The following is a 20,080-nucleotide window of genomic DNA, read 5'->3' on the forward strand; positions in this document are numbered from 1 at the left end:
AGCGGCCCTCAGGCCGCCTGTCCTCGCCGTTTATATAGGGGCTGCAAGGCCCGTTCGAAGGCGTCGAGGAAGCATGCCGCATCCGCGTCCACCGTGTTCCAGCCGAGGCTGACGCGCAGTGCTCCTCCTGCGAGGTCCGCCGCGACGCCCATCGCGGCGAGCGTGGCCGACCGCGCGACCTTGCCGGACGAGCAGGCCGAGCCCGACGACACCGCCACGCCGGCGAGGTCCAGAACGATCAGGGCCGCGGGGGCGTCCAGCCCCGGGACCGCGACGCTGAGCGTGTTGGGCAGGCGCGGGGCGCCGGCGGCGAACACCACGGCGTCGGGCGCGAGGGCCCGCACGCCGGCCTCGATCCGGTCGCGCAGGTCCGACAGGCGGGCGGCCTCCCGATCGAGGGTCGCGCGGGCGATCCGGGCCGCCTCGCCCATGCCGACGATCGCCGGCAGGCACTCGGTGCCGCAGCGCTGCCGGCGCTCCTGGCCGCCGCCGCGCAAGAAGGCGGTCTCCAGGGTGACGCCCTCCGCGAGCACCAGGGCGCCGACGCCCTTCGGCGCCGCGAACTTGTGCCCCGACAGGGTCAGCGCGTCGAGGCCGAGCGCCGGCATGTCGAGGGGGATCTTGCCGGCCGCCTGCACGGCGTCGCTGTGGATCAGCGTCCGGCCGTGCGCCCGCGCCAGGGCGGCCACGTCGGCCAGCGGCTGAACCGCGCCGGTCTCGTTGTTGGCGGCGTGGACCGAGAGGAGGAGGGGCTGGTCCGCCAGTGCCGCGAGGCGCGTCTCCAGCGAGGCGCAGTCGATCACGCCGTCCGCGGTGACTGGCACCTCCTCCACGGCCCCGTCCGGGAACCGATGGCCCGCCGCGACGCAGGGGTGCTCCGTCGCCGTGTGGAGGAGCCGCGCGGGGGGCGGCAGACCGCGCCGCCGCAGATCGCCCGACAGGACGGCATTCGCCGCTTCGGTCCCCCCGCTGGTGAAGATCACCTGCTCGGGGCGGACGTTCACGAGCTCGGCCACCCGCGCACGGGCTTCCTCCAGCGCGGCCCTGGCGGCGCGACCCTCCGCGTGGATCGAGGAGGGATTTCCGGGGAGCGTGAGCGCGCGCGCGACCGCCGCCGCGACGGCCGGACGAACCGGGGCGGTTGCGTTGTAGTCGAGATAGGCGCGTGCCCGGCTCATCCGTGTTCCGTCGAAGCCTCTGCTGCGGCGCGTCACAATTCCTTGCCCGCGCACCCGCTCGCCGTGCTAAGGCGCGCCGAGAGAATGAGATCCTGCCGACCGAGAGTGGCCGGCGCGACAGCCGACACGATGCATCGAGCTGCTTCTTTAGAACTGTTCTAATCGACTAGAACTGTTCTAAGACCGCTTTTATGGTGCGGGCGCGATGAGTCAAGGCTGTCGCGCCGGTCGCTGTTGGACGATCCCGAGCGTGAGAGACGAGCGATGCCCGAAGTCATCTTCACCGGTCCTGCCGGCCGCCTGGAAGGTCGATACCAAGCCCCCAAGAAGCGCGGCGCGCCGATCGCCATCATCCTGCACCCGCATCCGCAATTCGGGGGCACGATGAACAACCAGATCGTGTATAACCTCTTCTACACGTTCGCCAATCGCGGCTTCGCGGCCCTGCGCTTCAACTTCCGCGGCGTCGGCCGCAGCCAGGGCGCCTTCGACCACGGCTCGGGTGAGCTGTCCGACGCGGCGGCCGCGCTCGACTGGGTGCAGTCGGTCAATCCCGAAGCGAAGTCCTGCTGGATCGCCGGCGTGTCGTTCGGCTCGTGGATCGGCATGCAGCTGCTGATGCGCCGCCCCGAGATCGAGGGCTTCATCTCCATCGCCGCGATGGCGAACCGCTACGACTTCACCTTCCTGGCCCCCTGCCCGTCGTCCGGCCTGTTCGTCCACGGCTCCGAGGACCGGGTGGCGCCGGCGCGCGAGGTCATGCCGGTGATCGAGAAGGTGAAGACCCAGAAGGGAGTCATCATCGAGCATCAGATGGTCGAGGGCGCGAACCATTTCTTCGACGGGCGCGTCGACGAACTCACCCAGACGGTGGACACGTACCTCGACAAGCGCCTCGGCAAGCGCGAAGAGGCAGCCTGACGCAGCCGGCCCCCGCGCCTTGACGCGGGGAGCCCCAGAGGAATACGGCGCGGGTTTCGGAATTGAGACACACCTCCGCAGGTCTGATGTCAGATAGCCCGTCCGACCAACCCGTCGTGCTCCTCGTGGAAGACGACGGCCTCCTGCTGATGGAGGCCTCGGACACGCTGGCGGATGCCGGCTTCACCGTCGTGGAGGCCAGCCACGCCGACAAGGCGCTGAAGGTCCTCGAGAACCGCGACGATGTCGGCGTCCTGATGACGGATGTCGACATGCCGCAGGGCTCGATGGACGGGTTCGCCCTCGCCCGCCTCGTCGCGCACCGCTGGCCGTCGATTCCGGTCCTGGTGGTGTCCGGCATGGGCACGCCGGGTCCCAACGACATGCCGGAGGGCGCGCGCTTCATCCCGAAGCCCTACGAGCCGACGACCCTGGTCCGGACCCTTCAGGCCTTCATCAGCCGCGCGGCTTGACGCGCCGATCGGCGCGGGTTCACCCGCGGTCCCGGCACCGAACACCCGACCGGGGATCATGACGGACGAGAACCGACCGCACCGTTTCGCGACCCGGGCGATCCATGCCGGCGCGGCGCCGGATCCCGCCACCGGCGCGCGGGTCCAGCCGATCTACTTCACCAACGGCTTCGTCTTCGACTCAACCGAGCAGGCGGCCGACATCTTCGCCGGTCGCCGCACCGGCTTCTCGTATTCCCGCGGCTCGAACCCGACGGTCGCCGCACTGGAGCGCCGCATCGCCGATCTCGAGGGTGCGAAGGCCGCGGTGGCGGTCTCCTCGGGGCAGTCGGCCATGCTGCTCGTCCTGATGACCCTGATGAGGAGCGGCGACGCCTACGTCGCCTCCCCGCGCCTGTTCGGCGGGTCGCTCGGCCTGATGCGCCGCCTCGACGGGCGCTACGACTTGAAGCCCCGCTTCGCCGCCGGCATGACGCCGGAGGAGTTCGAGGCGGCGATCACGCCGGAATGCCGGGCGATCGTCTGCGAATCGATCGTGAATCCCTGCGCGTCCGTGATGGACCTCGCGGGGATCGCCGCTGTCGCCCGCCGCCACGGGCTGCCGCTGGTGGTGGACAACACCCTCGCGTCCCCGGCCCTGATCCGGCCGATCGAGCACGGCGCCGACATCGTCGTGCACTCGACATCGAAGTTCCTGGGCGGCTCCGGCCAGACCATCGGGGGCGTGATCTGCGATGCCGGCCGCTTCGACTGGGCGAGGACGGGGGGCTACAACCTGATCACCGAGCCCTGGCCGGATTACGACGGGCTGGTTCTGACCCAGGCTTTTCCGGAGACCCCGTTCGCGGCGGCCTGCCGGTTCTTCGGCCTGCGCGACCTCGGGCCCGGCCTGTCGCCGATGAACGCGTTCCTGACGCTCACGGGCATCGAGACCCTGCCGCTGCGCATGGAGCGGCACTGCGCCAACGCCCGGGCGGTGGCGGCCTTCCTGAAGGATCATCCCGCGGTGGCCCGGGTGAGCTACCCGCTTCTGCCGGGCCAGCCCGGGGAAGAGCTCGCCCGGCGCTACACGCCGGCCGGGCCGGGCTCGATCTTCACTGTCGCGCTGAAGGGCGGCGAGGCGGCGGCGCTCCGATGCATCGCCGCCCTGGAGCTGATCTCGCACCTCGTGAACATCGGCGAGATCAAGTCGCTGGTGATCCACCCGTCCTCGACCACGCACCGGCAGTTGCCGGAGCACGAGAAGGCCGCCGCGCAGGTCGGGCCCGAGACCGTCCGGCTGTCGATCGGCCTGGAGAACGAGGCCGACCTGATCGCCGACCTCCGGCAGGCGCTGGACAGCCTGGGCTGAGGATCGGCCCGTCGGTGAGGCCGCCGGATCGCCGCCGGCGGCGGCGCGCATGCCGATCTCCGGCCGGTGACGGTCCGCCGATCGCTTCTCGCGCCCGAACCCGATGGCGGTGAGGCATGGGGCGGCCTCGAACGAACCCTCCCGCCGGCGCGCGATCCCCGGAGGTCTCCCCCGAGGCTGTGCGCCCGCACCTCAGGCTGCAGGCGCGGAGGGGAGCGGGCACGTTCGGGACCGGACGGGGCGCGGGACGTGCCGCGCTCCCATGACCCGACCGGCCTGTCTCACCGCCGCCGCTCCAGAATCGAGACGTAATTGGCAACCGCCGCCCCGCCCATGTTGAAGATCCCGGCGAGCTCCGCTCCCGGCACCTGCATCTCGCCCGCCTCGCTCATGAGCTGAAGGCAGGCCATCACGTGCATGGATACGCCGGTCGCGCCCACCGGATGACCCTTGGCCTTCAGGCCGCCGGACGGGTTGATCGGGAGCCGGCCCCCCTTCTCGGCCAGCCCCTCGCGCACCACGCGGTAGCCCTCGCCCGGGGCGGCGAGGCCCATCGCCTCGTACTCGATCAATTCCGCGATGGTGAAGCAGTCGTGGGTCTCCACGAAGGAGAGGTCGTCGTTGCCGATCCCCGCCTGAGCCCGCGCCTTCTCCCAGGCGAGGCGGGCCCCCTCGAACGCGGCCGGATCGCGGCGCGACAGGGGCAGGATGTCGTTGACATGGGCCCGGGCGCGGAAGCCGACCGCCCGCTCCAGGGTTTCGGCGGTCTCGGCATCGGCCACGACCAGCGCGGCCGCGCCGTCCGAGATCAACGAGCAGTCCGTGCGCCGCAGGGGCGCCGCGACATAGGGGTTCTTTTCCGAGACCCGGTTGCAGAACTCGAAGCCGAGGTCCTTGCGCAGTTGCGCGTAGGGGTTGGCGACGCCGTTGCGGTGGTTCTTGGCGGCGATCCGGGCCAGCTCCTCGCTGCGGTCGCCGAAGCGCTGGAAGTAGCCCGCCGCGATCCGGCCGAACACGCCGGCGAAACCGCCCTCGATGTCGGCCTCCTCCTTGCGGTAGGAGGCGCCGAGGAGGATGTCGCCGGTCTCGGCCACGGACTTGGCCGTCATCTTCTCGGCGCCGACCACCAGGGCGATCCGGCCCCGGCCGCTGTCGACGAAGTCGAGGGCGGCGTAGAGGGCCGCCGAGCCGGTGGCGCAGGCGTTCTCCACGTGCGTGGCGGGCGCGTGGGCGAGGCCCGGCCGGTTCACCGCCACGAGCGAGCCCTCGAAGCCCTGCTTCGAGAAGCCGGTGTTCATCGAGCCCACGTAGATGCCGTCGACCTGGGAGTCCTCGACGCCGGCATGGGCCAGCGCCTCGCCGGAGACGCGGGCGATCAGCCCCTCGACATCCGGTTCCTCAAGCTTGCCGAAGGGCGTGTGGGCCCAGCCCACGATGCAGGCGCGCGTCATCCGGTCCTCTCCCTGGTCGCGTCGTGACGATGGGCCCGCCGCCGTCCGCGATCAAGCGGCGTCGGACGCGAAGGCCTGCGACGCCGCTCCCGCGCGCAAGCCTGTCCGGGGGCCAGCGTGGCGGCCCCTGTGTCGGCCAGCGTGTCGGCCGGGACCCGCCGTCGCGCCGGCTCCGCACGTCGCTCCGCGCCTCGGGCCCGACGGGACCCGAGACTGCGCCGGCATCCTGGTCCGGCGCCGCCGGGCCGCAGAGGCCGGAGCGGAGCCGGTCCACGTCTTAGGACGGGCGCAGGACGATCTGGGACCGCTGACCCGGAGGTCGGCCTGCGCCGGGGCGTCGGCGCACGATCCGGCATCCGCACCCGGCGAATCGTAGCGCGCGCCGATTGCGGCGGCGCGCTCGCGCGGCCGATCCGGCGCGGTCCGGTCACCCGTCGCGATCGCTCTCCCCCATCAGGAAGTCGAAGTCGCAGCCTTCCGGCGCCTGCGTGACGGTGCGGCGGTAGAGCGCCTTGTAGCCGCGCTTCGGCGCCGGCGGCGGCTGGAAGCCCTCCATCCGTCGGGCGATCTCCGCGTCGTCGACCAGCAGGTCGATCCGCTTGTCGCGGATCGACAGACGGATCCGGTCGCCGTCGCGCACCGCGGCCAGCGGCCCGCCGATGGCGGATTCGGGGGCGATGTGAAGCACGATCGATCCGAAGGCCGTCCCGGACATCCGCGCGTCCGAGATGCGCACCATGTCCTTCACCCCTGCCCGGGCGAGCTTCTTCGGGATGGGCAGGTAGCCGGCCTCCGGCATGCCGGCGGCGTGCGGCCCGGCATTCTGCAGGACCAGCACGTCGCCCGGCGCGACGTCGAGGTCGGGATCGTCGATCCGCCGGCTCAGGTCTTCGAGGCCGGTGAACACAACCGCCCGCCCCTCGGACTCGAACAGCGCCGGGGTCGCCGCCGCGCGCTTGAAGATCGCGCCCTCGGGCGCGAGGTTTCCGGTGAGGGCGACCAGCCCTCCGACCGGCGAGACCGGATTCTCGAACGCGCGGATCACCGCGCGATCGACCCAGCCGGCGGGTTCGTCCAGCCGCTCGGCGAGAGTACGTCCCTCCACATCCACGGTGTCGAGATGCAGCAGCGGCCGCAGCTCGCGCAGCAGAGCGCCCATGCCGCCGGCCGCGTGGAAATCCTCCATGTAGCCCTCGCCCACGGGCTTGAGGTCGACCAGGACGGGGGTCTCGTCGGAGATCTGGTTGAAGCGCGCGTAGGGGATGCGGATGCCGAGCCGCCCCGCCACCGCCGTGAGGTGCACGATGGCGTTGGTCGAGCCCGATACGGCCATCAACACGCGAATGGCGTTCTCGACCGACTTCTCCGTGATGACCTGAGAGGGCCGGATCTTCGACTGGATCAGCCGCACTGCGGCCCGCCCGGTCTCTTCGGCGGCCACCAGCCGGTCGGAATGCACCGCCGGGATCGCCGCCGTGCCGGGCAGCGACAGGCCGAGCGCCTCCGCGATGCACGCCATGGTCGAGGCCGTGCCCATCACCGCGCAGGTGCCGGCGGTGACGGAGAGCCGTCCCTCCACCTCGGCGATCTCCTCCGCGTCGACCGTGCCGGCCCGGTACTTCGCCCAGAAGCCGCGGCAGTCGGTGCAGGCGCCGAGCCGCTGGCCCCGGTGACGGCCGGTGGACATCGGGCCGGTGACCAGCTGGATCGCCGGCAGGTCGGCGGAGGCCGCCCCCATGAGCTGGGCCGGCACGGTCTTGTCGCATCCACCGATCAGCACGACGGCGTCCATCGGCTGGGCCTGGATCATCTCCTCCGTGTCCATGGCCATGAGGTTGCGATACATCATGCTGGTCGGATTGAGGAAAACCTCACCCAGCGACACGGTCGGGAACGGCCGCGGCAGGGCGCCGGCCGCCAGTACGCCGCGGGAGACCGCCTCCACCAGCTCGGGCATGCCGCGGTGGCAGTTGTTGAAGCCGGACGGCGTCATGGCGATGCCGACCACCGGCTTGTCCAGCAGGCCCGGCGAGATGCCCATCGAGCGGGCGAAGGAACGGCGTAGGTAGCGCGCGAAGTCGCGGTCGCCGTAATTGGTCAGGCCCCGGTCGAGCCCGTGCGGCTCCCCGTGTCCGGCGTCTTCGCTCATGACATCGATCCCTGAAACGTCTGCGCCACATGCGGTCAGCGCAGGTGGAAGGCGATCCACGCGACCCCGGCCAGCACTACGGCGGTCAGCAACCCCCGAGCGAGTACGCGATAGCGGATTCTCACGCGCGGAACAGCTCCGGATGGCGCGCCCGCAGTGCAAGGACGAGGGTGAGCGTCTTCAGGTCGGTGATCGCCGCCTCGTCGGCCCGGGCGGCGAGTTCCGCAAGCGGCATCTCGACAACGCGGATGTTCTCGTGCTCGCCCGCAGCGCCGCCGCCGTCCTCGATCCGGTCCGCCTGGCCGTAGGAGCCGAGGTAGAGGTGCAGCTTCTCGGTGGTCACGCCTGCGCAGGAATAGGTGGCACCGACGAATTCGAGATCGGTCAGGCGGAGGCCGACCTCCTCCAGCACCTCCCGGCGGGCATTCTGCTCCGGGCTCCCATCATCGATCAGGCCTGCCGGGGCCTCGAGCTGGACCTGCTCGCCGGCCGCGAACAGGGGCGGTACCCGAAGCTCGCGCACGAGCGCGGCGACCTTGCGCACGGGATCGTAGGGCAGGATCCCCACCGCGTTGCCGTGGTCCTCGATCTCCCGTTCGACGACGGCGCCGTTGGCGAGGCGCACCCGCGCAATGCCGAACCGGCTCCAGCCCTCGTGGATGAAGCGAATCTCGAGGATCTCGGCTTTCATAGGCATCCTCCCAACACTGATCGCCCTACACGGAAGCGTGTCCCGTTGTTCCGGGAACGCTGAAGCACGAGGCTAGGTTTGGTCGGACATGCGCATGGCCACGCTTCCGCGGGGCATGCCCCGGTCAGGATCGATGCGGGCAGAGAAGATCAGCGGGATTGTGGGGTGATCGATGCGGGACGCCGTCGCGATCTGGGCCGCGCTGGTTCTCACCTACATGGTCTTCGCCGGCGCCGTGAATGTGAGCGAGAGCGTGGCGGCCGTGGGCTGTGCCAGCCTGGGCACGCTGTGGTGGTGGGGCGTCGGTCGGCGCGGGGGCACGCGCTTTCACTTCGATCGCTTGACGCTCCGGCCGCTCGGCCCAGCCATCCTCGCTGTACCTCGCCAAGCCGTCCACGTCGGGCTCCGCCTGTCGAGGGTCGTGCTCGGGCGCGCCGGCGGCGGTACGACGCGCGAGCGCACCGCGAGTGAATTGTCCTGGGCCGCGGCGTCGGGCGACACGGTCTACGCCGCGCGGGCCGTCGGGCTGTTCGCCGCCTCGCTCACGCCGGACAGCTACGTTCTGATTCTCGACCGCGAGCACGGCACCGTGGCGACGCACGCCCTCGAGGACGACGCCCCATGAACATCTGGACGGCCGCCGTCCTGGCGCTGCTTCCGCCGCTCGGCCTCGCGGCGGCCCTGACATGGCGGGGACGGCCGGGCCAGCGCTTCGCAGCCTGTCAGCTCGTCGGCAGCATCACGGTCCTGATCCTGACCTTCATGGCCTTTGCCACCGACCAAGCCGCGACCACCGACCTCGCTCTCACCCTGGTCCTACTCAACCTGCCGGGCACGATGCTGCTCGCGGTGTTCCTGGAGCGTTGGATATGAGCATCCTCATCGGCCTGGCTGTCGGTCTGGCGGTGGCGGTGACGTGGCTCGTCGCCATCGCCCTGTGGCGCCTGCCTCGGGCGCTGGACCGGCTGCACGCGCTCGCCTTCCTGAACGTCGCCGCGGCGTTCCTGGTCACCGCGGCGGCGTTCCTCGCCGACGGCATCTCGGGACGATCTCTCAAGATCCTCGTGATGATGATCGTCTTCCTTGCCTGGGCGGCGGTGCTCTCGCACGTGTCCGGCCGGGCGCTGTTGATGCGCGAGGGCCGCTCGGCATGAGGATGCCGCGATGACGCTCATCCTGCCGCTGCTGTTTCTGCTCACCGCCGTGTCGGGCACCGCCGTGGTGCTGGTGCGCGACCCAGCCCGTCAGATCTTCGCCATCGCGGTCAACGGCCTCGTGCTGGCGATCCTGTTCGACGCCCTTCAGGCCCCCGACGTCGCCCTGTCGGAACTGGCCGTCGGAGCGGCGGCCGTACCGCTTCTCTTCCTCGTGGCGCTGATGGCGGTTCGGACCCGACCGCCCGAGGAGAAGTCGTGAGCCCCCGCGCCCGGATCGCGCTGCTGGTCCTGGCAGGGCTCGTCCTGCTTCCCGGCACGGGGGCGGTCATCGCCGGTTTGCCACCCTTCGGATCGACGATTGCCCAGTACGGCGAACGCATCAACGCGATCACCCCGCAGGTGCGGCACGTCGCCAACATGGTCAGCGCGATCAACTTCGACCTGCGCGGCCTCGATACCCTCGGCGAGGAGTTCATGCTGCTTGCCGCCATCACCGGCACGGTGGTGCTGCTGCGCGGCCGACGCGGCGAGGGCAACACCGAGCGCGCCATGCGCCGGCCTGGCCGCGCCGTGATCCCCCGCTCCGACACAGTGGTGCTCGTCTGCCGGATCGCCGGCCCGCTCACCGCCCTGTTCGGGCTGTATGTGGTGCTGCACGCCACCGTAACGCCCGGCGGCGGCTTCCAGGGCGGCGTGATCCTCGCGTCCGCAACCCTGCTGATCTACCTCGGCGAGGGCTATGCCGGCTGGCGCGATACCGTGCGCAGTCACTGGCTGGATGCCATGGAGGGCGGCGGCGCGCTGCTCTTCACCCTGTGCGGGCTGGCGCCGATGCTGACCGGCGCCGCCTTCATGCAGAACGTATTGCCGCTCGGCACCTTCCGGGACGTGTTCTCGGGCGGCCTGATGCTCGTCGAGAATCTCGGCGTCGCCCTGGCGGTGACGGGCGGCTTCACGCAGCTCTTCCTGGAATTCATGGAGGAGACCCGCGCGGCCGACGAGCCCGACGAGCCCGGGGAGGAATCGGCGTGAGCATGCTGCCCTACGCGGTCGCCGCGTGGCTCTTCGGGATCGGACTCTACGGCATCGCCACGAGTCGCAACTTCATCCATCTCGTCGGCTGCCTCGGCGTCTGCCAGTCGGCGACCTACGTGCTCCTGCTCGGCCTCGGCTATCGCTGGGGCAGCATCGCGCCGATCTTCTACGATCATCCGCCCGGCACGCCCGCCGTCGATCCGGTGATGCAGGCACTGGTGCTCACCGACATCGTAGTCGGCGCGACGCTCACAGCCCTCCTCCTCGTGCTGACGATTCAGGCCTACAAGCGCGGTGGCAGCCTCGATCCGGAGAAGCTCCGGCCGATGCGCGCGGGGGGCAAGTCCGGCCGCGATCCGGGACCGAGTCGGGTGAGCGATGCGGAGCGGAGCGTCTCGTGACCGCTTTCCCGGCCGCCCTGCTACCCCTGCCCGTCGCGATCCCGCTCGTCGTCTGCGCGGCGATGCTGGCGACCGCCCATCTGCTGCCCGGCCGTCTCCCCGACATACTGGCAACGCTCACGGCGCTCTCCGTCGCGATCCTGTGCGCCGTCATCGCCGCGCGAGCCGCCGATAGCCCCCTGGTCTATTGGTTCGGCGGCTGGGAGCCGAGGGACGGCGTCCATCTCGGGATCGGCTTCTCGGTGGACGAAGCCAGCGGGTGGATCGCGGCCTTCATCGGCCTTCTGTACGCGCTGACCTTCCTGTTCGCCTGGGGGTTCTTCGATCGCACCCACGGGCACTTCCACATCCTGATGCTGCTGTTCCTGGCCGCCATGGTCGGCTTTTGTTTCACCCGCGACATGTTCAACCTGTTCGTGTGGTTCGAAGTGATGAGCGTCGCCGCCTTCGCGCTCACGGCCTACCACTTGGAGGAGTCGGCCCTGGCGGGCGCCATCAACTTCACCGTGATCAACAGTCTCGCGGGCTTCCTGATGCTCGGCGGGATCGGATTGATCTACGCGCAGACCGGCACCCTCGATTTCGAAGGCATCGCGGCCGCTGTGGCGAGGGGGGGGCGCGACCCGGTGGTGGCCGGCGCCTTCTGCCTCGCGGCAACTGCCTTGATGATCAAGGGCGCGATCGTGCCGTTCCAGTTCTGGCTCGCCGATGCCCATTCGGTGGCGCCGAGCCCGGTATCAGTGATCTTCTCCGGCTCGATGGTCTCGCTCGGGCTGTTCGGCCTCGCGAAGGTGAGCGCCGTGGTCTTCGCGGGTTCCGATCAGGTTCAGCGCACGTTGCCCGTGCTCCTCATCGGGATGGGCAGCTTCACCGCCCTGCTCGGCGGCTGGATGGCTCTGCTGCAGCGCCACCTCAAGCGGATGCTGGCCTTCTCCACGATCTCGCATGCCGGGATCATGCTCACCGGAATCGGTGCCCTGTCGGCGGGCGGCACGGGCGGGATGCTGATCTACGTGGTCGGCCACGGGCTGGTGAAGGGGGCCCTGTTCATGATCGCAGGCATCCTGTTGGCCACGCGGGCCAGCATCGACGAGATCGCTTTGCGCGGCCTCGGACGGGGCCTCGGCCCGGCCGGGATTGCGATGGCGCTCGCCGGGCTGCTGCTCTGCGGCCTGCCGATCGGGGTGCTCGACCAGGGGACGCGACTCGTCCAGGGGGCATTGACGCAGCAGGGCCACGGCTTCGCGGTCGCGGCCGGCGCCATCGGCGCGGCATTGACCGGGGCCGCAGTCCTTCGGGCATCGGGCCGCATCTTCCTCGGGCTCGGGCCGGATCCAGGCGACGAAGCCGGAGCGCCGAGTCAGGACGAGCGCGAGAAGGCCAATCGACCGCTCTGGCTGATGCTCGCACCCTGCTGCGTGCTGCTTGCCCTCGATGCCGGACTGCCGGCGAGCCTGATCGAGCACGGCATCCCGCGGGCGGCATCGGCCTTCATGCACCGCCCGGCGGTCGGCGCCTTCGCCGAGGGACCGGCTTGGCTGCCCTGGGCGTCGGTAGCGGCGGCGCTGGTGGGCGCCGGCTACGGTCTTTTCCGCAAGAGGCTGCCGGCAGCAGTGGTCCGGCCAGTCAGCGTCACCCAATCGGCGCCGACGCGGGCCCTGGAACTCCTGCACAGCGGGCTCATCGGCGATTACGCGGCATGGCTGGCTGTCGGTGTGGCGGCGATCGCCGCTGTGCTGACGCTGGTTTGAGGCGCGAACGTCGGGCAGCCCCATGGATGCGTGCCGAGAGCGCGGTGCCGTGCCGTCAGATCGGCCGTCAGAGGCAATCTAAGATATCCCGTCATAGACGCACCAGTCCCGGGTCGTCGCGGATCGGGATGCAGGACGGGGAGATCGACCCGGATCGCGGCCGGCCCATCCCAGAGCACGATCGCGCGCTGGGTCAGGACCAACGGCTCTTCCACAGCTTGGGTCACGAACAGGGCTGTGAACCGTGTCGCCTGCCACAGGCGCAGGATCCCGGCCTGCATCGCCTGGCGGCTCAAGGCATCGAGCTTGCCGAGCCTGGGCTCGATCCGTGCCGCCCACCCGCGGCTAATCGGAGACGGTAGGGCCGGTGTCCAAGCTGCTTCCTCTGCGCTTGCCAGGCGGGTGCTCCGATCAGCGGGGTGGAGCAGAGCATTGCCCTACCCAATGATCACGATCGAGCCCGCGAGGCGTGGCGCTAGCCGTCCGCACCAGGCTAAGCGTACACGAGGCGGCGACGCGGGACCGCTGCATTAGTCGTAGGTCGATGGGAGGACCGATGAGCTGCCAGGCGGACTATTACGTCTCATTGAATTCGCCCTGGACCCACCTCGGCGGGGCGCGCCTGATGGGTGTCGCCAAGCGATACGGTGCGAGCGTACGGATCTATCCCATCGACACGGGCGAGGTTTTTCCGGCCTCCGGCGGGCTCCCCCTGCACAAACGCTCGCCCCAGCGGCAAGCCTATCGCCTTCAGGATCTGGCGCGCTGGCGCGATGTCCTTGGCATCCCGATCAACCTGAAGCCAAAGCATTTTCCCGCCAATGAGGCCACCGCCGCTCATTGTGTCCTCGTGGTGCGCGAGACGATCGGCGATCCTCGGGCCATCGACTTGGCGCATCGCATCCTGAAGGCGCTCTGGGAGGAGGAAGCCGACACCGGCGACCGGGAAACGCTCGTGCGCCTCATCAGCGAGATCGGGTTGGACGGGACGTCAATCCTTGAACGCGCGGGTGAGCCACGATGGGCTGCACTGCGCTCGAAGGAGACGCAGGCCGCAATCGACCGCGGGGTGTTCGGTGTCCCCACCTATGCGGTAGGCGAGACCATCTTCTGGGGCCAAGACCGGCTGGACTTCCTTGAGCGCCAAATGGCGGTCGACCGCTGAGATGGATCGGTGCGGAGCGCCGCCGTGACCACGGGGACGATGGAGGGAGACGCCTCTCCCACCCGGCGGCTCATCGCGCTCGCCTGTCGACGATGATCACGGCAGGACACCACTCGACGATTTGGTGGATGACTTCGGAGCCAACCGTCCTCGGTCCGGGGCCCGTGCCGGTTTCCGGGGCGGGACCGGCAGGTCACCACTCTACGGAAGGTCGTTCACGGGAGCATCGGTGGGAAAACGCCTTTATCGGTCGCCGGTGACTGTGGTCGGGGCGCGGTCTCGGGTGATTCTTCTCGGTCGCCGACGGGTCGGAACGACCGGCTATCTAATGCCGTGCGCAGGATCGGTGGTGAACGGCCGCTCGGGGTAGATCCATGCCGGTCTGCTTCAAAGCTCCACTTGCAGCACGCACCACGCAGCTGTTCGGCAGGAGCTGGCTGATAGGTCATTATCCACTTGCCGCCGAGTGGAGCGTGAATTCAGATGCACCGCCCATCTCTTAGAACGGGAGCAATCGGCGAAAGCGGGCGATGTTCACGAGCGAGACGAGGGACGAGGCGACGTAGGTGAGCGCTGCGGCGCGCAGTACGGTGCGGGCACCAAGCATATCGGCAGCGTCGAGGAAGCGACCCGCTTCCAGGATGGGCAGGGCCCGGCGGAAGCTCGCGTCGAGTTCCACGGGCAGCGTCACGAGGTGGAACGCGAAGCGAACACCGAGGAGCGCGATGCCGATACCCACCTGCAGGGCGAGCAGGACAGGCGACTTGACCACGGCGAGCATCAAGGGCGCGGTTGCCATCACGACCGCCGCTGCATACTCGAAGCCCTGTACAACTGGAGCGAATGTCACCCGCGCCGCCAGGAGCCGGTCCCCCGCCGCGTGCTGAAGCGCATGGGAGACCTCATGCGCCGCGACTGCGACCGCCGTGATCGAGCGGCCATTATGGTTCTCCGGCGACAGGCGCACGACGTCCGCGACTGGGTCGTAGTGGTCGGCTGGCGCGATCTCGACGGGAACGTGCTCGAGCTGCGCTAGGTCGAGCAGATGGCGGGCGAGCTCGCCTCCGGTTCCAGGCAGGTCTGGCCGCTCGGTGGCATGTTGCTGCATCGCCCGGCGCACCCACCACTGGGGGCCGAACACGAGGCCGAACAGGAGGGCGACGGCGAGCGCCAGGAGGACGGGCATGCCGGATATGTAGGCGCCCGGCCGAGTCGGTGAAAGCGTGGTGCTTTACTCTGCCTCCGGCACCTTTCCGAAAGGGCCGGGAGAAGGCTGACGTGCGGATTGGCGGGCGAATGAGGCGTTCGCGCAACGGCTATCGCAGCGTGTTACCGTTGTGATCCGGAGCCTGCCGGCACGACGTCAGGAGATGGCCGGTCCCGCATGGATCGGGGCCGAGCGGCACGGACAGTGCCGAGGCGACGCGCAAGGAGGAAACTATTCGCGCCGACACTGACGCGGCGACATCGTTACGCCGACGACCGATACGAGGTGTTGCGACATCCGCCGGGCCGCGCGGACGAGCCTCAGCTCGTTCTGGAGTGACAACGATCGTGCAAATGGCTTTGGGCGTCGACCCGCCTACGATAGGCCGACTTATTTCGACGCTCGAATCGAGCGAACTGCTGTCCGAGTACAGCCGGAAGGAACGTCGTCTGACAGTGACAGCGCAGATGTTCTCGTGCGGCAAAACTGGGTCGCTGGAGGACTGTCCGCTCCCAAATGTCAGTTGCATCGGACTGGACGTCGCCGCACCGTCAAACGATGAACCTTCGCATGCGTTCGACGATTTTGCGTGCCTGCAGCCTTAACACCAGAGAGCGGCCGCGCTCAGAACCGAGCGATGATCTGTGCTCTGATCGTCCGCGGAGCGCCCGGCGTGATGTTGTTGTTGTTGTCCGCTGTGGAGATGTAACGCCTGTCGAACAGGTTCTCGATGTTGATCTGCGCACGGACGGATTCGCTGATGTTGTAAAACAATCCGAGGTCGATCCGTGTGTATCCCGGTAGACGCACTGTATTGTCCGACGCTGCGAAAGTGTGTGAGTAGGTCAGGATGCCGACGCCGATGGCAAATTCGCGCGTCACGTCGAACTTGTTCCACAAAGTGAAGGCGTTGAACGGGACCAGGCCGACCGTGTTGCCGGCCACGATCACGGCTGAGGTCGCGCTCGCGATGCGCGCATCCGTGAAGGCGTAGCCGCCCGCGATCTGCCACCAATCCGTGAGGTACCCGTTCGCGCCGACCTCGAAGCCCTGCGTGTTGGTCTTGCCCGACAGGATGAAGAAGCCGGGGTTGTTCGGATCGGCCAAACGCTGGTTGTACCGATCCAGATTGTAGGCCGCAGCAGTGAGCTGAAAGCGCGGATTGACGTCGTACTTGATACCGACCTCGGTATTCTCAAATTGCTCCGGCTTGGCGATGACCAAGCCCGGCGTGAAGTTCCCGATCTGGTCGCCGGAGGAGGGCAGATAGGACACGCTGTAGCTGGTATAGAGCGCGAGATTAGGCAGCGGCTTCAACACCAGGCCGGCGCGCGGCGAAATCGGATCATCCACGCGGTTGTTGGTCAGCAGCGTGCGCCGGTCCGTGGACGCGAAATCGAAATGATCGTAGCGCAGGCCGCCGACGATCTGCAGCCAGTCGGTGATATCGATCTGGTCTTGGGCGTAGACAGCCGCGAGGCCGAGGCTGTAGCGCGCGTTGGAATCCGTCGTGCCGTTGTTGCGCAGAACTGTGGGCGCGAAGGTCAGCGGGCGAAGCGGGTTGACCACGACGCTAGTCGCGAGGGTGTTCCCGAAGGACAGGGACTGCCGATAGGCCAGCCCCTCCTGGTAGCCGAGCTCGAACCCGCCGAGAAGAGTGTGCTTGATGCCGCCGGTCAGGAATTTGTAAGTAAAGTCGTTCTGGTTGAAGTAGTTCGTCCGCGGCGTGTCGTTGCGGTACCCGGTGATCGTCACGGCGGTCCCCGTCGCGTTCACGGTGCTGCCCGGAAGCGTGTTGACGTAATACCGGTCGTAGTCGGCGAATCGCAGCTGGCTGTGCAGCTCGACCCCTGAGTCGAACTGGTGATCGAGCTGCACGCTGGCGATGTTGGCATCGACCTTGGTGAAATTCACATTCGGATTGCCAAAGAAGGTCCGGATGTTGTCACGGTACCGGTAAGGGCGGCCGAACTGAGAGGGAATGCCCCGATCGGGGAAGCGCTGATCGTGGAAGTACTCGTATGAGAGCTTCAGCGTCGTCTGCGGGCCAATGAGGAACGTGGCGGTCGGATTGACGCCGTAGCGGGTCAGGTCGCCGAACTGGCGGTAGGTCCCCGAATCCTCGAACACGCCGTTCAGGCGGAAGAAGACGCTGTCGCTGATCCGATCGCCGACATCGACGGCCACGCGCTTGTCGCCGAACTGGCCGCCGCCGGCCACGATCTCCCTGACACGGTAGCCGTCCGCCTCTTTGAGGACACGGTTGATGACGCCACCCCCGCCGCCGCGGCCGAAGATGAGGGAGTCCGGCCCCTTCAGGACCTCGATCCGCTGGATGTTGTACAAATCGCGGAAGTATTGAACGTCGTCACGGATGCCGTTGACGTAGAAATCCGCGCTGGTGTTCTGGCCACGGATCAGCACCTGATCGCGATTGCTCTCACCCTGCGCGGGGATCAGACCCGGCACGAACCGCAGCTGCTCGGTCAGGTTCTGATAATTCTGATCCAGGAATTGCTCCCGCGGGACGATAGTGATGGATTGCGGGATGTCGATGACCGGGGTGCTCGTCTTCGTCGCGCTGCGCGTCTGCTTGGTCAAATACCCGATGGTGACGCCGCCCTGCGGTTCCAAGCGCTCGCCTGTACTCTCGACGGTGAGTTGGTCCAGCGTTACGGCCTCGGCAAGTTCGGCCGGAGCGACGTCCCGCTGTGCATGCGCCACCGTGGCAGATACGGTGCTAGTCAGCAGAAGCCCGAGGAAACGACACTGGAGAATCCTGCCCATCATCCACTCCGCGGCTTCGCACGAAAGCCGAAATGTCCCGAAAATCTCATCGTCGTCAGATGCGGAGTTACTGGCGGGACACAATGTGGATCAAGGTTTAATCCCCTATTGCGGGGGGGGGTGTTTCTAAAATGGATCTTAGATGGATTCTTATCTTTCGCGTACCGCACTGAGGGACATCATGATCGCGGCGCCGTCTTGACTTAGATGAATTGCAATCTGGAAATATGCTGTGTGGAATGTGGCGGATCTGCAACGCTCTCTTCGAGCGGTTGCGCTCGTCGGACGCAACGGAATCCCCGCATTTGGTCAAATCATCGTCTCCCAATGCAGCGGTCCGCCCTTTGGTATGGCTTCCGAGCCTGGAGGACGGATCGATGTCGAAGAAACGGCCCAAGCCTGAAGAGATCGTCGCGAAGCTGCTGCAGGCGGATGGGCTGGTCGACCGAGGCCACAGCGTGGCAGTAGCGATCCGCGCGATCGGCATGAGCGAGGTGACTTACTGGCGCTGGCGACGTGGGTAAGTAACCTCAAGACCGCTCAGATCCGTCGGATGAAAGATCTGGAGACCGACAACCCGCGGCTCCGAAAGGCGATTACCGATCTCACGCTCGACAAGCTGATCCTTCAGGTTGCAGATCAGCATTGGGGCGGGGTACGGCGGTCATGAGCCAGCTGTGAACCCGCCCGGCCTGTTCTCCGACGTGGTGGTGTCGAGGAACAGGCGCGCCCTGACACCGGTATCGAACAGTCGCGACGTCACGATCCGCGGACTCTACCCGTCAGGCGGCGTGGCGGACCCGCTCAGAGGCGCGGTCGATCGCGGAGATGACCTCCGCCGGTGCCAGGTGCTGGATCATGTGGCCCATCCCGGGCACGATGATGAGGTCACTTTTGGGCAGCTCGCTGTGCAGGCGCTTCGACTGCCGGTCGACGTCGGCAATCTGATCGTCTCCGCCCACGATGATGACCACCGGGAGCTTCAGGTCGCGATAGTGCCTCTGAAGCTCGACAGTCACGGGTGTCATGAGCGCGGCGTCCTCCGCCGAGGCTCGTAGCTGCACCGGCCGCAGCATCATGGCTTTCGGGAACTGGCGGTCGAACCGTTCTGGTACGGCAGCCGGCGCGAACATGACCTTGATCAAGGCGGGTTGCAGGATCCGGCCAACCACGGGCGACACGGTGTGGCGCATTAGGTCGCCGATGCCGGGGATCGCCACCGGGGATGAGAGCAAGACGTCGGCGCGCAGCGTTGGGTAGTAATATCCGGAGGCCAGGACCAAGCTGCGGACGAGCTGCGGAGCCTGAAGCGCGAGGGCGACCGCGACCAGTGCACCCCAGGAATGCCCAAGCACGATGGCCTGCGTCACGCCGAGCTGCTGAAGCGCCTTCTGGAACAGCGTGGCGTGGGCGCGCGGCGTCCAGAGACCGCGCGGGCGGTCGCTGTAGCCGTAGCCGGGCCGGTCGATGATGATGACGCGGTAACGCTTGACGAGATCGTCGACGATGCCGCTGACCAGGAAATCCTGGATCATCATGCCGTTGCCGTGAATCAGCACCAGCGGCTCGCCGCGACCGCGTTCAACGTAGTGCAGCCTCACCCCATCGACGGTGAGGAACTGGCCGATCGGCGGGGTCTCACGCTCGGCCTCACGCGACTTCGAGGCAGCGTAGAGCGCAGAGGCGGCGAGCGCGGCCGCGGACCCGATCAGCGTCGGTCCGAGCCAACGCTCGGTGAAGGACTGGCGTGTCATGAGATCATCCAAGTGAATTGCGGGACATGCTCGTCGATCAATCGGATCGCGCTGAAGCCATGCAGTGGGGCCGGCGGGTTGAAGGCCGAACCGGAGGCGCCTGCGCCGCTCTACGGCAGCGCGCCGATCATGGACTTGGCACGGGTCATCGTCTCCTCACACGCCCGTTGATGACCGGCGCGATCTTCCTCGGCGGCTCGGTCGAGAAGTCGACGCGCGTCGGCGACGTGCGCCGATGTGGGGATCATCGCGGCGTCGCTGGGCGCGCTCGGCGGAGCTGCTGCGAGAGCTTTCGGCGAATGGCTGCTGCGGATCGTGTGGCCGTCCTGGAGGCCGGCCACGTGAACAGCACCGGCGCTGTCGAGACGGCGTTCGATCGTCCCGATCTGCTCGGCGCAGGAGCTGGCCTGCGCCGGGAGCGGCATGAGGCCGAGCAGAAGGGTTGAGCCGGCCAGGGAGAGTTCGAGGCGCATGAAGGGGTCCTTTGTACCGCGAGCCATCCATCCACGCGCTGCCAGGGGGCAGGCCGCACGATCTGAGCGGCCGCCAGATACGCGCGGCCGACGGATGATCGCAGGGATGGTTGCGGTGCAGCATGACAACCCTCGG

The 20,080-nt window shown here is 68.1% G+C and carries 19 protein-coding genes and 1 pseudogene; 12 read left to right on the forward strand and 8 right to left on the reverse strand.

All coding sequences use genetic code 11. From position 1 onward, the window contains the following. Positions 1 to 8: 8 nt before the first annotated feature. Positions 9 to 1,178: a cysteine desulfurase family protein gene (locus MFF58_RS17225; protein ID WP_238289992.1), complete on the reverse strand. Its 1,170-nt coding sequence runs from the start codon at positions 1,176 to 1,178 to the stop codon at positions 9 to 11. A gap of 264 nt (positions 1,179 to 1,442) precedes the next feature. Here MFF58_RS17225 and MFF58_RS17230 point away from each other — a divergent pair, with 264 nt between their 5' ends. The 3 genes from MFF58_RS17230 to MFF58_RS17240 all read left to right on the forward strand — a co-directional run bounded on the left by MFF58_RS17230 (position 1,443) and on the right by MFF58_RS17240 (position 3,923). Next, entirely contained in the window at positions 1,443 to 2,099 is a 657-nt protein-coding gene (locus tag MFF58_RS17230) for an alpha/beta hydrolase (RefSeq protein WP_238289993.1), read from the forward strand. An 86-nt stretch (positions 2,100 to 2,185) separates the two neighbouring features. Further along, positions 2,186 to 2,572 carry a response regulator gene (locus tag MFF58_RS17235; RefSeq protein WP_238289994.1) on the forward strand — a complete coding sequence of 129 codons (387 nt, stop codon included), beginning with the start codon at positions 2,186 to 2,188 and terminating at the stop codon, positions 2,570 to 2,572. Between the two features lie 58 nt (positions 2,573 to 2,630). Then, a complete protein-coding gene (locus MFF58_RS17240) occupies positions 2,631 to 3,923 on the forward strand; it encodes an O-acetylhomoserine aminocarboxypropyltransferase/cysteine synthase family protein (RefSeq protein ID WP_238289995.1) in 1,293 nt (430 codons plus the stop codon). A 281-nt stretch (positions 3,924 to 4,204) separates the two neighbouring features. On the opposite strand, the gene MFF58_RS17245 is transcribed toward MFF58_RS17240, so the two are convergent. The 3 genes from MFF58_RS17245 to MFF58_RS17255 form a co-directional block, all read right to left on the reverse strand. Beyond that, positions 4,205 to 5,374: an acetyl-CoA acetyltransferase gene (locus tag MFF58_RS17245; RefSeq protein WP_238289996.1), complete on the reverse strand. Its 1,170-nt coding sequence runs from the start codon at positions 5,372 to 5,374 to the stop codon at positions 4,205 to 4,207. 427 nt (positions 5,375 to 5,801) lie between these two features. Beyond that, a complete protein-coding gene (locus MFF58_RS17250; protein ID WP_238289998.1) occupies positions 5,802 to 7,523 on the reverse strand; it encodes an IlvD/Edd family dehydratase in 1,722 nt (573 codons plus the stop codon). Between the two features lie 121 nt (positions 7,524 to 7,644). After that, positions 7,645 to 8,214 carry an NUDIX domain-containing protein gene (locus tag MFF58_RS17255; RefSeq protein ID WP_238290000.1) on the reverse strand — a complete coding sequence of 190 codons (570 nt, stop codon included), beginning with the start codon at positions 8,212 to 8,214 and terminating at the stop codon, positions 7,645 to 7,647. 172 nt (positions 8,215 to 8,386) lie between these two features. Between MFF58_RS17255 and MFF58_RS17260 the strand changes: the two genes are divergently transcribed. From MFF58_RS17260 to MFF58_RS17295, 8 genes are all read left to right on the forward strand, one after another. Then, positions 8,387 to 8,839, forward strand: a complete 453-nt coding sequence (locus MFF58_RS17260; protein WP_238290001.1) for a hypothetical protein — start codon at positions 8,387 to 8,389, stop codon at positions 8,837 to 8,839. Beyond that, positions 8,836 to 9,087: a monovalent cation/H+ antiporter complex subunit F gene (locus MFF58_RS17265; protein WP_238290003.1), complete on the forward strand. Its 252-nt coding sequence runs from the start codon at positions 8,836 to 8,838 to the stop codon at positions 9,085 to 9,087. Before MFF58_RS17260 ends, MFF58_RS17265 begins: the two co-directional genes overlap by 4 nt. After that, a complete protein-coding gene (locus MFF58_RS17270; RefSeq protein WP_238290004.1) occupies positions 9,084 to 9,368 on the forward strand; it encodes a monovalent cation/H(+) antiporter subunit G in 285 nt (94 codons plus the stop codon). Before MFF58_RS17265 ends, MFF58_RS17270 begins: the two co-directional genes overlap by 4 nt. A 10-nt stretch (positions 9,369 to 9,378) precedes the next feature. Then, positions 9,379 to 9,630: a Na(+)/H(+) antiporter subunit B gene (locus MFF58_RS17275; protein WP_238290005.1), complete on the forward strand. Its 252-nt coding sequence runs from the start codon at positions 9,379 to 9,381 to the stop codon at positions 9,628 to 9,630. Further along, on the forward strand, positions 9,627 to 10,403 hold the full coding sequence (locus MFF58_RS17280; protein ID WP_238290006.1) for an MnhB domain-containing protein: 777 nt from the start codon (positions 9,627 to 9,629) through the stop codon (positions 10,401 to 10,403). The genes MFF58_RS17275 and MFF58_RS17280 overlap by 4 nt, the downstream gene beginning before the upstream one ends. Positions 10,404 to 10,405: 2 nt before the next feature. Further along, complete coding sequence (locus MFF58_RS17285) at positions 10,406 to 10,807, forward strand: sodium:proton antiporter (RefSeq protein ID WP_238290057.1); 402 nt, start codon at positions 10,406 to 10,408, stop codon at positions 10,805 to 10,807. Beyond that, positions 10,804 to 12,558, forward strand: a complete 1,755-nt coding sequence (locus tag MFF58_RS17290) for a complex I subunit 5 family protein (RefSeq protein ID WP_238290007.1) — start codon at positions 10,804 to 10,806, stop codon at positions 12,556 to 12,558. Before MFF58_RS17285 ends, MFF58_RS17290 begins: the two co-directional genes overlap by 4 nt. Positions 12,559 to 13,114: 556 nt before the next feature. Continuing rightward, positions 13,115 to 13,723: a 2-hydroxychromene-2-carboxylate isomerase gene (locus tag MFF58_RS17295; RefSeq protein WP_238290008.1), complete on the forward strand. Its 609-nt coding sequence runs from the start codon at positions 13,115 to 13,117 to the stop codon at positions 13,721 to 13,723. 499 nt (positions 13,724 to 14,222) lie between these two features. On the opposite strand, the gene MFF58_RS17300 is transcribed toward MFF58_RS17295, so the two are convergent. Both MFF58_RS17300 and MFF58_RS17305 read right to left on the reverse strand, forming a co-directional pair. Continuing rightward, entirely contained in the window at positions 14,223 to 14,909 is a 687-nt protein-coding gene (locus tag MFF58_RS17300) for a zinc metallopeptidase (RefSeq protein WP_238290009.1), read from the reverse strand. A 645-nt stretch (positions 14,910 to 15,554) separates the two neighbouring features. Continuing rightward, entirely contained in the window at positions 15,555 to 17,717 is a 2,163-nt protein-coding gene (locus MFF58_RS17305) for a TonB-dependent receptor (protein ID WP_238290010.1), read from the reverse strand. A gap of 377 nt (positions 17,718 to 18,094) precedes the next feature. On the opposite strand from MFF58_RS17305, the pseudogene MFF58_RS17310 reads away from it, so the two are divergent. Next, positions 18,095 to 18,354, forward strand: a pseudogene (locus tag MFF58_RS17310) (IS3 family transposase); the annotation flags it as partial. A 145-nt stretch (positions 18,355 to 18,499) separates the two neighbouring features. Here MFF58_RS17310 and MFF58_RS17315 read toward each other — a convergent pair. Both MFF58_RS17315 and MFF58_RS17320 read right to left on the reverse strand, forming a co-directional pair. Next, positions 18,500 to 19,471 carry an alpha/beta fold hydrolase gene (locus MFF58_RS17315; protein WP_238290011.1) on the reverse strand — a complete coding sequence of 324 codons (972 nt, stop codon included), beginning with the start codon at positions 19,469 to 19,471 and terminating at the stop codon, positions 18,500 to 18,502. A gap of 110 nt (positions 19,472 to 19,581) precedes the next feature. Beyond that, positions 19,582 to 19,944: a hypothetical protein gene (locus tag MFF58_RS17320; RefSeq protein ID WP_238290012.1), complete on the reverse strand. Its 363-nt coding sequence runs from the start codon at positions 19,942 to 19,944 to the stop codon at positions 19,582 to 19,584. Positions 19,945 to 20,080 lie beyond the last annotated feature (136 nt).

The sequence above is a fragment of the Methylobacterium longum genome (genome assembly GCF_022179385.1).
In the GTDB taxonomy this organism is placed as follows: domain Bacteria; phylum Pseudomonadota; class Alphaproteobacteria; order Rhizobiales; family Beijerinckiaceae; genus Methylobacterium; species Methylobacterium longum.

Excerpts from the sequence above, each read along its gene's own strand:
- MFF58_RS17225 (WP_238289992.1), bottom strand. The coding sequence starts at position 1,178 with ATGAGCCGGGCACGCGCCTATCTCGACTACAACGCAACCGCCCCGGTT.
- MFF58_RS17230 (WP_238289993.1), top strand. The coding sequence starts at position 1,443 with ATGCCCGAAGTCATCTTCACCGGTCCTGCCGGCCGCCTGGAAGGTCGA.
- MFF58_RS17235 (WP_238289994.1), top strand. The coding sequence starts at position 2,186 with ATGTCAGATAGCCCGTCCGACCAACCCGTCGTGCTCCTCGTGGAAGAC.
- MFF58_RS17240 (WP_238289995.1), top strand. The coding sequence starts at position 2,631 with ATGACGGACGAGAACCGACCGCACCGTTTCGCGACCCGGGCGATCCAT.
- MFF58_RS17245 (WP_238289996.1), bottom strand. The coding sequence starts at position 5,374 with ATGACGCGCGCCTGCATCGTGGGCTGGGCCCACACGCCCTTCGGCAAG.
- MFF58_RS17250 (WP_238289998.1), bottom strand. The coding sequence starts at position 7,523 with ATGAGCGAAGACGCCGGACACGGGGAGCCGCACGGGCTCGACCGGGGC.
- MFF58_RS17255 (WP_238290000.1), bottom strand. The coding sequence starts at position 8,214 with ATGAAAGCCGAGATCCTCGAGATTCGCTTCATCCACGAGGGCTGGAGC.
- MFF58_RS17260 (WP_238290001.1), top strand. The coding sequence starts at position 8,387 with ATGCGGGACGCCGTCGCGATCTGGGCCGCGCTGGTTCTCACCTACATG.
- MFF58_RS17265 (WP_238290003.1), top strand. The coding sequence starts at position 8,836 with ATGAACATCTGGACGGCCGCCGTCCTGGCGCTGCTTCCGCCGCTCGGC.
- MFF58_RS17270 (WP_238290004.1), top strand. The coding sequence starts at position 9,084 with ATGAGCATCCTCATCGGCCTGGCTGTCGGTCTGGCGGTGGCGGTGACG.
- MFF58_RS17275 (WP_238290005.1), top strand. The coding sequence starts at position 9,379 with ATGACGCTCATCCTGCCGCTGCTGTTTCTGCTCACCGCCGTGTCGGGC.
- MFF58_RS17285 (WP_238290057.1), top strand. The coding sequence starts at position 10,406 with ATGCTGCCCTACGCGGTCGCCGCGTGGCTCTTCGGGATCGGACTCTAC.
- MFF58_RS17295 (WP_238290008.1), top strand. The coding sequence starts at position 13,115 with ATGAGCTGCCAGGCGGACTATTACGTCTCATTGAATTCGCCCTGGACC.
- MFF58_RS17300 (WP_238290009.1), bottom strand. The coding sequence starts at position 14,909 with ATGCCCGTCCTCCTGGCGCTCGCCGTCGCCCTCCTGTTCGGCCTCGTG.
- MFF58_RS17305 (WP_238290010.1), bottom strand. The coding sequence starts at position 17,717 with ATGGGCAGGATTCTCCAGTGTCGTTTCCTCGGGCTTCTGCTGACTAGC.
- MFF58_RS17315 (WP_238290011.1), bottom strand. The coding sequence starts at position 19,471 with ATGACACGCCAGTCCTTCACCGAGCGTTGGCTCGGACCGACGCTGATC.
- MFF58_RS17320 (WP_238290012.1), bottom strand. The coding sequence starts at position 19,944 with ATGCGCCTCGAACTCTCCCTGGCCGGCTCAACCCTTCTGCTCGGCCTC.